15 protein-coding genes are annotated in these 14,086 nt (G+C 63.4%); 7 read left to right on the forward strand and 8 right to left on the reverse strand.

Annotated features, from left to right (window positions below):
* The first annotated feature begins 67 nt into the window (after positions 1-67).
* The 6 genes from JGU71_RS05270 (at position 68) to JGU71_RS05295 (ending at position 7,072) form a co-directional block, all read left to right on the forward strand.
* A complete protein-coding gene (locus tag JGU71_RS05270) occupies positions 68-856 on the forward strand; it encodes an ABC transporter ATP-binding protein (protein WP_199703000.1) in 789 nt (262 codons plus the stop codon).
* Entirely contained in the window at positions 853-1,659 is an 807-nt protein-coding gene (locus JGU71_RS05275; protein WP_199703001.1) for an ABC transporter ATP-binding protein, read from the forward strand. The genes JGU71_RS05270 and JGU71_RS05275 overlap by 4 nt, the downstream gene beginning before the upstream one ends.
* Complete coding sequence (locus JGU71_RS05280) at positions 1,656-3,524, forward strand: AMP-dependent synthetase/ligase (RefSeq protein ID WP_307829510.1); 1,869 nt, start codon at positions 1,656-1,658, stop codon at positions 3,522-3,524. The genes JGU71_RS05275 and JGU71_RS05280 overlap by 4 nt, the downstream gene beginning before the upstream one ends.
* The gene (locus JGU71_RS05285) at positions 3,521-4,474 is read left to right on the forward strand and encodes a branched-chain amino acid ABC transporter permease (protein WP_199703002.1); all 954 of its coding nucleotides are present in this window, start codon (positions 3,521-3,523) and stop codon (positions 4,472-4,474) included. The genes JGU71_RS05280 and JGU71_RS05285 overlap by 4 nt, the downstream gene beginning before the upstream one ends.
* Entirely contained in the window at positions 4,471-5,670 is a 1,200-nt protein-coding gene (locus JGU71_RS05290) for a branched-chain amino acid ABC transporter permease (RefSeq protein WP_199703003.1), read from the forward strand. The genes JGU71_RS05285 and JGU71_RS05290 overlap by 4 nt, the downstream gene beginning before the upstream one ends.
* A gap of 76 nt (positions 5,671-5,746) precedes the next feature.
* On the forward strand, positions 5,747-7,072 hold the full coding sequence (locus tag JGU71_RS05295; protein WP_199703004.1) for an ABC transporter substrate-binding protein: 1,326 nt from the start codon (positions 5,747-5,749) through the stop codon (positions 7,070-7,072).
* A 69-nt stretch (positions 7,073-7,141) separates the two neighbouring features.
* On the opposite strand, the gene JGU71_RS05300 is transcribed toward JGU71_RS05295, so the two are convergent.
* The 8 genes from JGU71_RS05300 to prfB all read right to left on the reverse strand — a co-directional run bounded on the left by JGU71_RS05300 (position 7,142) and on the right by prfB (position 13,334).
* The gene (locus JGU71_RS05300) at positions 7,142-8,005 is read right to left on the reverse strand and encodes an EamA family transporter (protein WP_504739549.1); all 864 of its coding nucleotides are present in this window, start codon (positions 8,003-8,005) and stop codon (positions 7,142-7,144) included.
* Positions 8,002-8,475, reverse strand: coding sequence for an SsrA-binding protein SmpB (smpB, locus tag JGU71_RS05305; protein ID WP_199703005.1), 474 nt, complete (start codon positions 8,473-8,475; stop codon positions 8,002-8,004). The genes JGU71_RS05300 and smpB overlap by 4 nt, the downstream gene beginning before the upstream one ends.
* Positions 8,476-8,545: 70 nt before the next feature.
* The gene (gene ftsX, locus JGU71_RS05310; protein WP_199703006.1) at positions 8,546-9,451 is read right to left on the reverse strand and encodes a permease-like cell division protein FtsX; all 906 of its coding nucleotides are present in this window, start codon (positions 9,449-9,451) and stop codon (positions 8,546-8,548) included.
* A 54-nt stretch (positions 9,452-9,505) separates the two neighbouring features.
* A complete protein-coding gene (ftsE, locus tag JGU71_RS05315; protein ID WP_199703007.1) occupies positions 9,506-10,195 on the reverse strand; it encodes a cell division ATP-binding protein FtsE in 690 nt (229 codons plus the stop codon).
* Positions 10,196-10,282: 87 nt separating this feature from the next.
* On the reverse strand, positions 10,283-10,951 hold the full coding sequence (locus tag JGU71_RS05320) for a lysophospholipid acyltransferase family protein (RefSeq protein WP_307829511.1): 669 nt from the start codon (positions 10,949-10,951) through the stop codon (positions 10,283-10,285).
* 4 nt (positions 10,952-10,955) lie between these two features.
* The gene (locus JGU71_RS29705) at positions 10,956-11,315 is read right to left on the reverse strand and encodes an Rv3103c transmembrane domain-containing protein (protein WP_233528789.1); all 360 of its coding nucleotides are present in this window, start codon (positions 11,313-11,315) and stop codon (positions 10,956-10,958) included.
* Complete coding sequence (locus tag JGU71_RS05325) at positions 11,312-12,196, reverse strand: mechanosensitive ion channel family protein (protein WP_199703009.1); 885 nt, start codon at positions 12,194-12,196, stop codon at positions 11,312-11,314. Before JGU71_RS05325 ends, JGU71_RS29705 begins: the two co-directional genes overlap by 4 nt.
* A 25-nt stretch (positions 12,197-12,221) precedes the next feature.
* The gene (gene prfB / locus JGU71_RS05330; RefSeq protein ID WP_199703010.1) at positions 12,222-13,334 is read right to left on the reverse strand and encodes a peptide chain release factor 2; all 1,113 of its coding nucleotides are present in this window, start codon (positions 13,332-13,334) and stop codon (positions 12,222-12,224) included.
* Between the two features lie 253 nt (positions 13,335-13,587).
* Here prfB and JGU71_RS05335 point away from each other — a divergent pair, with 253 nt between their 5' ends.
* Positions 13,588-14,082 (forward strand): beta-class carbonic anhydrase, encoded by a 495-nt coding sequence (locus tag JGU71_RS05335; protein ID WP_199703011.1) that lies wholly within the window; start codon positions 13,588-13,590, stop codon positions 14,080-14,082.
* Positions 14,083-14,086: the final 4 nt, after the last annotated feature.

Genomic DNA, 14,086 nt, shown 5'->3' on the forward strand with positions numbered 1-14,086 from the left:
CCAGGGGATATCGTTCGCCCGTCACGACGCGCCTGGCCACCCGGCCTTGGGCGCAGAGGGGGCTCGCTTGCTGGAGATTCGAAGTCTCGAGGTCGTCTACGAGGACGTCGTTCTCGTCTGCAAAGGCGTCAGTCTCGAGGTCCCCGCCGACGGTATCGTCGCCTTGCTCGGCGCGAACGGAGCAGGCAAAACGTCAACGCTTCGTGGCATCACAGGATTGCTCGACACCCATCGCGGCAAGATCACCGCCGGGTCGGTCAGCGTCGACGGCAAGACGATCACCGGCGCCGACCCGGCGACCGTCGTCACCTCCGGCATCAGCCAGGTCATGGAGGGCCGCCGGATTTTCGTCGAGTTCACGATCGAAGAGAACCTCCGAGTCGGAGCGCACACCCGCGACCGCGGCAGCATCGCCGCCAACCTCGACCGCGTCTACACGATGTTCCCGGTGCTTGCCCAACGCAGAGGCGAACGCGCCGGCTATCTCTCCGGTGGTGAACAGCAGATGCTCGCCATCGGTCGCGCACTGATGGCCGAGCCCAAGTATCTGTTGCTAGACGAACCGAGTCTCGGCCTGGCGCCCCTGGTCGTCGCCCAGATTCGGGACCTCATCGTCGAGATCAATCGCGCAGGCACCGGCGTGCTCTTGGTCGAGCAGAACGCAGCGATGGCCCTGGCGATCGCAACACACGGCTATGTGATGGAAAACGGAAAGGTTGTACTCGACGGTCCGGCCGAGCAATTACGGTCGAACTCCGACATTCAGGAGTTCTATCTCGGGCTCGGTGCCGAAGGCAGCGCGTCGTCGTACCGCGACCTCAAGCATTACAAGCGTCGCAAGCGGTGGGCATCATGACCCTGCAGGTGGACAACCTCGGCCTCCGATTCGGCGGTACGCAGGCGCTGTCCGATGTGAGCTTCGACGTCGCAGACCGTGAACTGTTCGCCGTCATCGGTCCCAACGGCGCGGGCAAGACGTCGATCTTCAACTGCCTCTCCGGCGTGTACCGACCCGACCACGGTTCGATCACGTTGAACGGCGACGCCGTACTCGGCCGCCGACCCGACGCAATCGCCAAGCTCGGTATCGCGCGAATGTTCCAGAACATCGAGTTGTTCGAGAACTTGACGGTGATGGACAACATCAAACTCGGGCGCCATATCCACCTGCGCTACAACGCTTTCGAAGCCGCTCTGCACATCGGACGCGCACGAAGGGCCGAACTCGCGGCGCGACGCTTCACCGAAGATCTGATCGACTTTCTGAACCTCGCAGGCGTCCGCAACCATCCCGTCGGGATGCTGCCGTACGGCATCAAGAAACGCGTCGAACTCGGTCGCGCGCTTGCCATGGAACCGAAACTACTGCTGCTCGACGAGCCCGTCGCGGGCATGAACGTCGAAGAGACCGAAGACATGGCCCGCTACATCCTCGACATCCGTGCCGAACTCGGCATCTCGATGATCATGGTCGAGCACGACATGCGACTGGTGATGGACCTCGCCGACCGCATCATGGTCCTCGACTTCGGTCGCCGGATATCGCTCGGCACACCCGCCGAGGTGCAACGCGACCCTGCCGTCATCGCCGCCTACCTCGGCGGCGCAGATCCGGAAACCGCTGCGGCCGACCAGGCGAAACTCGAGGCGCGGACGTGACCGTACAAGCGCCACCGACTACCGCAATCCAACCTGCGACCGGGCTTCCCGAACGCATCAGACGGCACGCAGAACTGACGCCGAACACGATCGCTCTGCGCGAGAAATCGCTCGGCATCTGGCGCGGGATCACGTGGGCGGAGTACGCCGAGCAGGTCGACATCGTCGCGCATTCGTTGGCGGCCTTGGGAATCGGCGTCGGCGATCGGGTCGGCATTCTGTCGGAGAATCGTCCGGAGTGGTTATACGCGGACATCGCGATCCTCTCCATCCGCGCGGTGACCGTCGGCTTCTACACGACCAACCCTGCGCCGGAGGTCCGCTACCAACTCGTCGATTGCGGCGCGAAAGTGTTGTTCGCAGAGGATCAGGAGCAGGTCGACAAGGTACTTGCCGTCGAAAAAGAGTGCCCCGACCTCGAATGGATCGTGTACTTCGATCGTCGCGGCGTCTCGAATTACGATCACCCAAAACTGATCTCGTACGAAGACGTGCTCGGCAACGGCGTCTCCCACCGCAGCACCCACCCCGATCACGTGTCGAACGCACGGGCCGCTGCCCAACCCGACGACCTCGCCACCCTGGTCTACACATCGGGAACGACCGGACCACCGAAGGGCGCGATGCTCTCGGTGCGCAATGTCGAATTCTCTGTGGCACATCTGATTTCGGGCAACTGGCTGATCTCGCCCGCACCCGGACCCACCGACGTCATCCTGTCGTATCTGCCGCTCTGCCACGTGGCCGAACGCGCATTCACAATCTGGCAGAACGCAGGGGCCGGGGTCGTCGTCCACTTCGCAGAGTCGCTCGACACGGTCACCAACGACCTCGCCGAAGTCCAACCGACGCTGCTGTTCGCGGTGCCACGGATCTGGGAGAAGCTGGCGTCGACCGTCGCGATCAAGGCTGCGTCGGCGTCGCCGCTCAAGCGCGCTGCCTCCGCGGTCGGGCGTCGCCTCGCCGAAAAGTGCGCGGCGCAACGCAGCGCGAACGGCGGCGACCACACCGCGGTGTCGCGCATCTGCACAGCGCTCGGCTACCCGCTTGTCTTTCGTTCGCTGCAGAACAAGCTCGGTCTCCGCAAAGTGCGCACCGCCATCTCCGGCGCCGCGCCGATCTCACCGGACGTCCTCGAATTCTTCCTCGGCATCGGCATTCCGATCTACGAGGCCTACGGCATGACCGAGAACTCCGCTCTCGCAACGTCTACCAGGCTGCACCGCATGAAGTTGGGGACAGTCGGGGAGGCAGCGGACGGGCTGGAGGTGAAACTCGACGAGCACACGAACGAAGTGCTGACGCGTCACGACGGCAACTTCGTCGGCTACTGGAACCGGCCCGACGCGACTGCGGCGACGCTCGACGCAGACGGTTGGCTGCACACCGGCGACGTGGGCCAGTGGGTCGACGGAACCTATCTGAAGATCGTCGACCGGATGAAGGACATCATCATCACCGCGGGCGGCAAAAACGTCTCGCCGTCGGAGATCGAGAACCAACTCAAGGCGTCGCCCTACATCGCCGAAGCGGTCGTCATCGGTGACCGGCGACCGTATCTGACCGCGCTCATCGGGATCGAGTTCGACGCCGTCTCGGACTGGGCCACCCGCAACGGCATTCACTACACGACGTACAAGGACCTGTCGTCGAAGCCGGAGGTCGTTGCACTCGTCGGCCGAGCCGTCGACGACGCGAACGCGCACTTCGCCAGGGTGGAAACGATTCGCAAATTCCGGATGCTCACCAAGGAACTCGACCACGAGGATGGCGAACTCACGGCGACGCGCAAGGTCAAACGCTCGGCTCTGGCCGACAAGTTCGCCGACCTGATCGACGACATGTATCGCGGGGAGAGCCGATGATCGAACTGCTCGAATCATTGGTCCGCGGAGTCGGATTGGGTGGCATGTACGCCCTGATCGCGGTCGGATTCGTCATCATCTATCGCGCGACGGGTGTGCTCAATTTCGCCCAGCCGATCTTTATGATCCTGGGTACCTACATCAGCTTCACCATCGTCGATACGCTCGGCCTGCCGTTCCCGGTCGGCGTCGCAGGCGCGATCATCGCCGTCGCCGCGATCGCCATGGGGTGCGAGCGCGCCGTCATGCGACCGATGGTCGGTAGACCGCCGTTCGCGGCCGCACTCGTGACCATCGGACTGTTCGCGGCAGGACTCGTCGTGACGGCAAAACTGTTCGGCCCCAGCGTGATCACGTCGGGCGATCCGTGGGGTCTCGGCAACTTCTGCATCGGCGGCGAGCGCCCAGCCGACGCTGTCGAGATTCCCGGAATCCCACTCCCGTGCCAGGACGGCCTGGCGATCAACTACACCGACATCTTCAAGATCGTCACCGCTGCCGTTGTCATCGGGTTGCTCGGCGCCTGGCTCGCACGGTCGAGATACGGCCTCGCGATGCGCGCGACCGCGATGGACCAGGAAGCCGCCATGGCGCAAGGCATCAGCGCGGGTCGAATCTTCTCCCTGTCCTGGGCCATCGCGGGAGCGCTGGCTGCCGTCGGCGGAATCCTCGTCGGCACAGCAGCAGGCGGCGTCGCTGCAGCTGCGGCACTGGTGGCATTGAAGGCATTGCCCGCCATCATCATCGGCGGCCTCGACTCGATCAAGGGAGCGGTGATCGGTGGTCTGATCGTCGGCGTCGCAGAAGCGCTTACCAAGACCTACCAACCCGACGCGGCACCGTGGCTCGGCGCGAACTTCGACGTGGTGATGCCGTACGTGCTGATGTTCGTCGTCCTTCTTGTGCAGCCGTACGGCCTGTACGGCACGAAAGAGGTTCAGCGAGTATGACGACAGTGTCGAATCTCAGCGGCCAGACCACCCCGGACGGCACGGCCACGCAGACGAAGATCAAAACCCCGCGGGCAGTGCTGCGTGGGCGACCGAAGGTCTATACGTCCTATGCGGCGGACCAGGCCATCTGGAACACACCGGCAAAGGCGTGGTGGACGGTCGGACTCGTCGTCCTCGCGTTCGCGGCACCGTTCCTGATCGCAAAGGACCTGACCAACCTTCTCGCGCTGGCCGCCGTGTACGCGATCGGCGGCATCGGCCTCAACCTCTTGACCGGCTACGCAGGCCAAATCTCCCTCGGCCACGCCTTTTTCGTCGGCGCGGGCGCCTACACCGCGGCGGTATTCGGCGGTACGGAGACCAAGTCCGTCATCGGGCTCGGCTGGGACATGGCACTGTGGCTACCCCTGTCGGCGATCGTGCCAGGTCTGCTCGGGCTCATCGTTGCTCCACTCGCCTCCCGGGTCCGCGGTTTGTATCTCGCGATGCTCACGCTCGGCCTGCTGATGCTCGGCGAGCACTTCTTCAACCACTGGACCGCCATCACCGGCGGTGGTGGAATCGGCCGCGCCCCAGCCGAAGTCGTCCTGTTCGGCACCGACCTCAGCAAGCCGTTCAAGGTCGGCGGCGTCCTGATCAACGAACAACGGGCGCTGTACCTCGTCGCACTGGTCGTCCTTGTCGTGCTCGCCATCATGGCCCGAAACCTGGCCCGTTCCAAGGTCGGTCGAGCGTTCGCCGCTGTTCGCGACCGCGACATCGCCGCCGAAGTGATGGGTGTGCCACTGCAGCGGACAAAAACACTGGCGTTCGTCGTCTCCTCGGCATATGCAGGCGTCGCCGGTGGCCTGTTGTCGGTCGTCATCGGCCGCATCAGCCCAGAACGCTGGAACCTCTTGCTGTCCATCGACTTTCTCGCGATCGTGCTGATCGGCGGCATCGCAACGATCTCCGGTTCGATCATGGGGGCATGCTTCATCGTCCTGCTCCCCCGCCTGCTCGAGGAGCTCACGCAACTCTTCCCGTCGATCACCTCCGAGAGCGGCGACATCGCAGGCATGAGCCTCGACGAGATCAAGACGATCCTGTTCGGGCTCTTGATCGTCGGGATGGTCGTCCTCGAACCACGTGGCATGTTCGGCCTCTGGACCCGAATACGCAACTACTTCAAAGGCTGGCCGTTCTCGTATTGACGACCCAGCGATCCATCCGAAACCTATTGGCCCAGTTCAGTTCTCACCAGAAGTACAACCAACAGAGGAGATTGCAATGACGCGATCCAGGCGTCGCACGTGGTTACTCAGAGCGGCAGCATTGCCTGCCACTGCGGCCCTGCTCCTTGGGTCCGCATGTACGAGCGCCGAGGAAGGCGGGTCCGACGCCCCGACCGGCGCGTCCGGTCCTGGGGTGTCGGACGAGCCCTGCCCCAACGCGATCGACACGAACAAGGGCTGCATCTACCTCGGCGTCCTCTCGGACCTGGAGGGTGGTCCGTTCGCGGTGCTCGGCCAGTCGATCAACGAGGCGCAGCTCGCGTTCTGGAAGCAGGTGAACGAGGACGGCGGTATCGGTGACTACGAAATCGATATCGCGACCAACACCAAGAACACCTCGTACGACGTGCAGAAGCACGCTGCCGCCTACCAGCAGGTCGAGCCGAATGTCCTTGCTCTGGCGATGAGTCTGGGCACCGTCAACACCCAGGCGGTCCTGGATCAGATGGACACCGGAAATCTTGTCGCCGCGGCAGGCACCTTCTGGTCGGGGTGGCAGTTCCCGGCCGACGACAAGGGCGTGATGCTGGAGGCCGGATACTCCTACTGCACCGAAGCGGTGATCGGACTCGACTGGTTCGCCTCCGTTCACAACAAGCCGGCGAAGGTCGCATCCGTCGTCTACAAGGGTGACTACGGTGGCGACTACGCAGCGGGCGCAAAGAAGTGGGTCGACGCGAACGAGTCCGAACTCGTTGCCGAGATCGAGACCGCACCCAACGCCATCGCCGGCAGCCAAGACGGTCCCGTCGGCCAGATCATCGCGGCCGCACCCGATGTCGTCGTCCTCGCAACCGGACCTCAGGAAATGGCCGAGATCGTCGCGAAGGCAGCGCAGGCAGGCTACAAAGGCCGCTTCCTCGGAGCGGGTCCGACCTGGAACGGCGCACTGCTCAAGACAGCCGCGGCACCTGCGTTGACGGCGCTCTACAACGGCACCGCACCGATGCAGGGCTGGGACGGTCCGAGTGAAGGCGTCAAGGCAGCACGCGACGCCTCCGGCGGCAAGGAACCGGCCAACTGGGGCTACCTCGCGGGTTGGGCGTTGTCGTACCCGATCAAGTCGCTACTCGAGAAGGCCAACGCGGAGGACAAGCTGAACCGTGCCGGCGTCCGCTCGTTGGTCGACGGACTCGAGGTCGACTACAAGGGCATGCTGCCGAACTCCACCTTCGGCACCGAGCCCGATGTCACAACTCAGGTTGCGACCATCGCGGTCCCGGATGCGGCCGCGCCGTTGGGAATGAAGACGGTCGTCGACGGCTACAAGGCGCCGAGCCTGGAGAAGATCACCTACACCGAACCCTGCGTTCGGCCATAGGCAGCACGCTGCTCGTGCGTCTTTTCGGTGGGCCCGACCACCGAAAAGACGCACGAGCGGCGTAGCCGCCTATGCCCCCGCAATGAGCGCGACGGCTGCGAGGGCAAGCACCATCCCGACCTGCTGCAGCCGACCGACCCGCTCACCGAGCATCACCATCGCGAGCATCACCGTCGCGGCGGGATAAAGCGACGCGATGACGCTGACCAGGGACAACAGGCCACCTTGGAACGCGTACATGGTCGCTGTCGTCGCTATGACATCGAGAAAACTGACGTAGATCGCGAGCTTGAGCGGTTCGCCGTGCGGCGGCGAGAACTGCCGCGCAGCCAGCGCCACACCCCACACGACGACCGTCGCTGTCGCACGAGAGGCCAGCACCGGCCAGAGCCCGCCGCCTTCGGGAATCTTGTGCAGGAAGATGAATGCAAACGCGAACGCGACGCCCGACCCCACCGTCAGCCACGCCACGGTCTTGGTGAAACGCATGTCCCGCCCGCCGGTGATCTCCGACGTCGTTTTGTCAGGCGATTCCTTGCTGACCAACACGACCGCGACGAGCGCCAACGCGATACCGCCGAACGCGAGCGCAGCCGGGCGCTCCCCCGCCGCGAGGCCGACACCGACCGGAATGCCGGCTACGAGAACTGCGGTCAGCGGCGACACCACCGCCATCGGACCCGACGCCAACGCCAGGTAGAACCACCACACCGCGAGACCGCCCGCGACGCCGGACGCCGCACCCCAGAGCAGTCCCGCGGTCGACAGCGAGCCACCGACGAACGGTGCAATGACCAACACGATCAGTACCGATAGCGGGTAGGAAACGATCACCACCCGAAGAGCTGCAACCCGCCTCGATGCGACACCGCCGATGAAGTCACTGACTCCATAGCTGACTGCAGCAGCGAGCGCGAGCAGGATCGCGGTCAGCGCATGCCCTTGATACGGCGACCGAGTTCGCGAGTCACCTCGCGCTCGGCATCACGCTTGGCCAGATCCTGGCGTTTGTCGTAGTCCTGCTTACCGCGAGCGAGCGCCAACTCGACCTTGACCTTGCCGTCGGCGAAGTACATCGACAGCGGCACGAGCGTCTGATTGCCCTCTCGTGTCTTACCGACGAGGTGCTCGATTTCGCGCTTGTGCAGCAACAGTTTTCGGGTGCGCCGCGGCGAATGGTTGGTCCACGTGCCCGCCGTGTACTCCGGGATGTGCAACCCGCGCAGCCACACTTCGCCGTCGTCTACCGTCGCGAACGCGTCGACCAACGAGGCCTTACCTTCGCGCAGGCTCTTCACCTCGGTGCCGACCAGCGCGATACCCGCCTCGTAGACGTCGATGATCGAATAGTTGTGCCGCGCCTTGCGGTTGGTCGCGATGTTCTTGCGGCCCTTTTCCTTCATGCCAGGGCCCCTTTCGCGCCGGACGTCAGATCGTGAACTCCAGTCAACAATAGGTCCTGCGGCAATCGATTTATTCCCGCACGTACAACCGCAGCGTCACGTACGCGGTCACGGCCGCAAAACCGATGCCTCCGAGCACGAGGAACGGGGAAATCAGCAGGATGTCGCTCGCGGTGATCGGCGGAAATACGTTGCTGGCATAGAGGTCACCCAGCGCGCTGTCGATGACGAGCGGCTTGGCGGCGAACAGGCCGACGATCGCAAGGACCGACCCGACGAGCGCCGCGACGATGGCCTCCAGCAGGAACGGCAGTTGGGTGTACCAGCGAGTCGCGCCGACGAGACGCATGATGCCCACTTCGGCCCGCCGGGTCATGGCCGCGATCTGCACCATGTTCGCGATCAACAGCAACGCTGCGATCACCTGCACGAGCGCGAGACCGAACGCCGCATTACGCAGACCGTTGAACACACTCACGAGCCGGTCGACCAGTTCCTTCTGATTCAGAATGTTGGCGACACCCGGCCTGGCACTGAACTGCTGATAGATCGCCGGATACAGCTCCGGGTTCTCCATCTTGACCTTCATCGACGCGGGCAACGCGTTGGCGCTGATCAGGTTGGCGAACTCGGGCTGATTCTTGAACACCCGTTCGCGAGCATCCTGCAACGCATCGGCTTTGTTCAGATACTGCACGGACGTGACGCCCGGCGTGTTCTCCAGATCGCTACGCAGCGTCTTGCACAGATCCTGGGCGCAGTCCGGATCGGAATCGGACACATCGTTGGTGAGGAAGATCTGGACTTCGATGCGGTCGAGAAAGAAGTCCTTGGTCTTGTCTGCCATCTGCACGGCTAGCAGGCCGCCACCGAACAACGCGAGCGAGATCGCGGTCGTGAGGATCATGGCAATGGTCATCGTGATGTTTCGGCGCAGGCCCCGCAGGACCTCGCTGAAGATGAAGCTGGCGCGCATGGAATCGAATTCCTTTTCTTCTTATGACGGTGAGCTTCGGGATGAGTCGGCCGGCTACCTGCCGACGCCGTACACCCCGTGCGCCTCGTCACGAATCACCTTCCCGAGATCCAGTTCCACCACGCGACGCCGCATCGAGTCGACGATGTGGTTGTCGTGTGTCGCCATCATGACCGTCGTCCCGGTGCGGTTGATGCGCTCGAGCAGCAACATGATGTCCTGGCTCGTATCGGGGTCGAGGTTTCCGGTCGGCTCGTCCGCGAGCAATACCAGTGGCCGGTTCACGAAGGCCCGCGCGATGGCTACGCGTTGCTGCTCGCCGCCGGAGAGTTCGGTCGGCAGTCGATCGGCCTTACCTGCCAGGCCTACCAATTCGAGTACCTCGGGGACGGTCCGCTTGATCACCGCGCGCGGCTTCCCGATCACTTCGAGCGCGAAGGCGACGTTCTGCTCGACCGTCTTCTGCTGCAGCAGACGAAAGTCCTGGAAGACGCAGCCGATCCGCTGCCGCAGTTTCGGCACGCGGCGCGCAGCGAGTTTGTTGACGTGGAAATCCGCGACTTTGATGTCGCCGGACGTGATCGACTCTTCCTTCAGCAGCAGTCGAATCAGTGTCGACTTTCCCGAACCCGACGCACCGATGACGAAAACGAACTCACCTTTGTCGACTTCGATGTTCACCTTGTCCAAGGCGGGCCTGCCGGACGCCTTGTAAGACTTGGACACATTCTGGACGCTGATCACGGGGAGCCAGTTTAGCTCTCCCCCTACCCTCACTCCGGCTGCGACGCGGGCAGCAGGGCTATCGAAACCGAGGCGATCGGTCTCGCATCAGACCGTTTCCGACTCGACCAGCGCAACGATGCTGCGGCGCACTTCTGCGAGCAATTGCTCCCAGGAGTCGAAATCGGCGGGGTCGATCGGTTGCCCGAACTTGATCCACACCTTCTGGTTCCGGTTGAACTTCTTCGCACCCTCTAGGTCGCGTTTGAGCGGGACGACCTTGTTCGTGCCGATCGCACCGACCGGGATGATCGGGACGCCGGTGCTCATCGTCAGCTTCGCGACACCGGGTTTGTAGGGCTCGGTGTCACCCGGGCTGACGCAGCGACCTTCCGGATAGATGAGCAGGACACCACCGTGATTCAGAACCGACTCCGACGCTGCGACGGCGTCGCGTCCGGAATCGGCGTTGCGACGAACGACCGGGATGTGTCCGAGGTTGCGCAGCAGCCAGGACACGACCGGCATGGTCCACAGCTCTGCCATCGCGACGGCAACCGCTCGCCGCCGCAGTGCGCCCCACAGGAAGATGGCGTCCACCATCGAGATGTGGTTGCTGGCAACGATGATCGCGCCGTACTTCGGGATGACCTCGCGGCCGGTCACCGTCACGTCGACGAACTTGACGAACGCGAGAAACCGCAACAGCCGACGCAGCAACTTGGTCGTCAGCCACGCCCGCTTGCGCAGCCCGTCGGGCCTCGACTCATCCGACACGTTCTTATCCCCCTGCAGGAGCCGTCGGTTCGACGTTGGGAGCTTGCGTCTGCGGCGGTGGCACTGAATCCGCAGGCGCGCTGGTCGGCAGTTGGCTCCCGGGAACGGCCGGTGCACTGCTCGGTGCCGCGGTGGTCGGTGACACCGAGGTCTGCGCAGTGGTCTGTGTGGTGGTCGTCGGCGGTTCGGTGATCGGCTCCCGAGTTGGCTCGCTCCGATTCTCGGCGGCGGGGGCAACGGGGGCGATGGGTGCAGGAGCATTCTCGATTGTCGTCGGCTCGGGGCGAACGAGGATGTAGACGGTCAACGTCAGAACCCACGCGGCGATGAGAATCCAGGTGGAACGTCGCAGGTGCAATTTCACGCGGTCTCCTCCGGGGTATCCGGACCCGCGATCGCAGTACCGCTCATACCCGCTGCTGCGGCGCCGAGTCCTTCACGACGCAGTGCTGCAGCAACTCGCACCCGGAGATCGCGCCCGACCTGGAACTGCTTGCCAGGCAGGGTCCGCGCAACCATACGAATGTTGACCTGATCCACTTCGATGCTCTCGATTCCCATCACTGTCGGTTCGTCAAGCAGCATTGCTTGGAGTCGCTTCTCCCGGTACGCCTTCGCACCGACGTCACGAAGGACTTCGTTCACAAGGTTGAGATCGACCGATGTCGGCACCGGGATCTCGACCACCGCGCGCGCCCAATCCTTGGACAGGTTCTTGACTTTCACGATCTGCCCGTTGGGGACGGTGATCATTTCACCGTCGGTCGATCGCAGCTTCGTGATGCGCAGCGTGACGTCTTCGACGGTACCTTCTGCTATTTCGGCGGAACCGTTCACCGAGATCTCCACGACGTCACCGAAGCCGTACTGACGCTCGGTGATGATGAAGAAGCCCGCGAGGAGGTCCTGGACGATTCGCTGCGCGCCGAAGCCGAGTGCGGCACCGAGCACGGCGGCGGGTGCGACAAGACCGTTGAGCGAAAAGCCCAAATTCTGCAGCACCCGCATGCCGACCAAGATGTAGATCAAGGTCAACACCACCCAGGTCAGGACCTGTGCCAGCGCATGACGGTGCTTCGCAGCTTCGGTCCGAACCAACGCGTCGCTGGTCTGGAAGCTGGAGTCGATCTGCTCGGTGATTCGATCGCGACCCCAGGTGACGAATCGTCCGACGAGCACGGCTCCGATCAGAAGCAGCACGATCTGCAAGCCGCTCGACCTGAACCATTCGTTGATATCGGTCATTGGCGCGATTCCCGGCACCTGCACGTCAGGCCTGCTCACTCATACGCCAGCGGATCCCGGATTCCAGGAAGCCGTCGATGTCACCGTCGAGCACCGCCGACGGGTTGTTGACCTCGTATTCGGTACGGAGGTCTTTCACCATTTGATAGGGGTGCAGCACATAGGAGCGCATCTGGTTGCCCCACGAGCTGCCGCCCTCGCCCTTGAGCGCATCCATTTCGGCGCGCTCTTCGAGCCGCTTGCGCTCGAGCAGTTTGGCCTGCAGCACCCGCATAGCCGAAACCTTGTTCTGCAGCTGCGACTTCTCGTTCTGACACGTCACGACGATCCCGGTCGGGATGTGGGTCAACCGGACGGCGGAGTCGGTCGTGTTGACACTCTGCCCGCCGGGACCCGACGAGCGATAGACGTCGACACGCAGGTCGCCTTCCGCGATATCGATATGGTCGGTCGTCTCGACCACCGGCAACACCTCCACCTCGGCGAACGACGTCTGTCGTCGACCTTGGTTGTCGAACGGGCTGATTCGGACGAGCCGATGCGTACCCTGCTCGACCGAAAGTGTTCCGTAGGAATACGGCGCTTTGACTGCGAACGTCGCGCTCTTGATACCGGCTTCCTCGGCGTAGGACGTGTCGTAGACCTCGACGCCGTACCCGTGCTTCTCGGCCCAGCGGATGTACATACGCATCAGCATCTCGGCCCAGTCTGCCGCATCAACGCCACCCGCGCCGCTTCGAATATTGACCAATGCGTCACGTTTGTCGTATTCGCCGGAGAGCAGGGTCCGTACTTCCATGACCTCGATATCGCCGTGCAAGGCTGCGCGTTCGGCGTCGGCATCGGCCGTCGCGGCGATCGCTGCATCGCCTTCCTCACCCTCGGCGAGTTCGTACAGAACAGGCAGATCCTCCAGGCGTTGTCGCAGCTCCTCGACCTTGCGAAGCTCGCTCTGCGCGTGCGACAGCTGACTGGTGACCTGCTGAGCGTGCTCCTGGTCGTTCCACAGCGACGGATCCGCCGCCTGGTGTTCGAGTTCGTCGATGCGTCGGCGCAGCTCTTCGACATCGAGAACCGACTCGATGGTTTTGAGAGTTGTGTCTAGCTCGGCGAGATCGGCCGTTACGTCAGGATGCACGAGGTTCAAGGTTACCGGGCATCGGCGCCGTACCGGACATCCGGCGGTCCGACCAGCCGAGTTTGCATCGGCGGCGCGCTCGACACCACACGCCGCGCGGATAGGTTTCGGCTCAGGTCGATTCGAACCCTTCCACGACCTCTATGCCGGTCGCCATCCTTGGAGTCGGCGCTCATGCACGGGTGCTTACCTGACTACTTTTCGTGACTACTTTCGTGACCGCGTGTCATGACTGCCCGGAGGTTTCCACACCATGACCGTCACCGACGAATACCTGTCCAACAATGCCGACTACGCCGCCGAGTTCAGCGGACCCCTTCCGCTGCCGCCGAGCAGAAACGTCGCCGTCCTCGCCTGCATGGACGCCCGCCTCGACGTCTACCGCATCCTCGGTCTGAAGGACGGCGAAGCACACGTCATCCGCAATGCGGGTGGCGTCGTCACCGACGACGAGATCCGTTCGCTTGCGATCAGCCAGCGACTGCTCGGGACGAAGGAAATCATCCTCATCCATCACACGGACTGCGGCATGCTCACCTTCTCCGACGACGACTTCAAGCGTGGCATCCAGGATGAAATCGGCATCAAGCCGACCTGGTCCGCCGAGGCTTTCCCCGATCTGGAGGAAGATGTGCGGCAGTCGCTGCGTCGTATCGAGAACAACCCGTTCGTCACCAAGACCGAGTCGTTGCGCGGGTTCGTCTTCGACGTCGCGACGGGCAAGCTGAACGAGGTCACCGCGTCGTGAGCTG

Origin of the sequence: Antrihabitans stalagmiti, from assembly GCF_016482825.1 — a bacterium.
Taxonomy (GTDB): domain Bacteria; phylum Actinomycetota; class Actinomycetes; order Mycobacteriales; family Mycobacteriaceae; genus Antrihabitans; species Antrihabitans stalagmiti.

What these genes read in the sequence shown, in the direction of transcription:
- JGU71_RS05275 (WP_199703001.1), top strand. Translation starts at nt 853, where the DNA reads ATGACCCTGCAGGTGGACAACCTCGGCCTCCGATTCGGCGGTACGCAG.
- JGU71_RS05285 (WP_199703002.1), top strand. Translation starts at nt 3,521, where the DNA reads ATGATCGAACTGCTCGAATCATTGGTCCGCGGAGTCGGATTGGGTGGC.
- JGU71_RS05290 (WP_199703003.1), top strand. Translation starts at nt 4,471, where the DNA reads ATGACGACAGTGTCGAATCTCAGCGGCCAGACCACCCCGGACGGCACG.
- JGU71_RS05295 (WP_199703004.1), top strand. Translation starts at nt 5,747, where the DNA reads ATGACGCGATCCAGGCGTCGCACGTGGTTACTCAGAGCGGCAGCATTG.
- smpB (WP_199703005.1), bottom strand. Translation starts at nt 8,475, where the DNA reads ATGAAGGAAAAGGGCCGCAAGAACATCGCGACCAACCGCAAGGCGCGG.
- ftsX (WP_199703006.1), bottom strand. Translation starts at nt 9,451, where the DNA reads ATGCGCGCCAGCTTCATCTTCAGCGAGGTCCTGCGGGGCCTGCGCCGA.
- JGU71_RS05325 (WP_199703009.1), bottom strand. Translation starts at nt 12,196, where the DNA reads ATGACCGATATCAACGAATGGTTCAGGTCGAGCGGCTTGCAGATCGTG.
- JGU71_RS05335 (WP_199703011.1), top strand. Translation starts at nt 13,588, where the DNA reads ATGACCGTCACCGACGAATACCTGTCCAACAATGCCGACTACGCCGCC.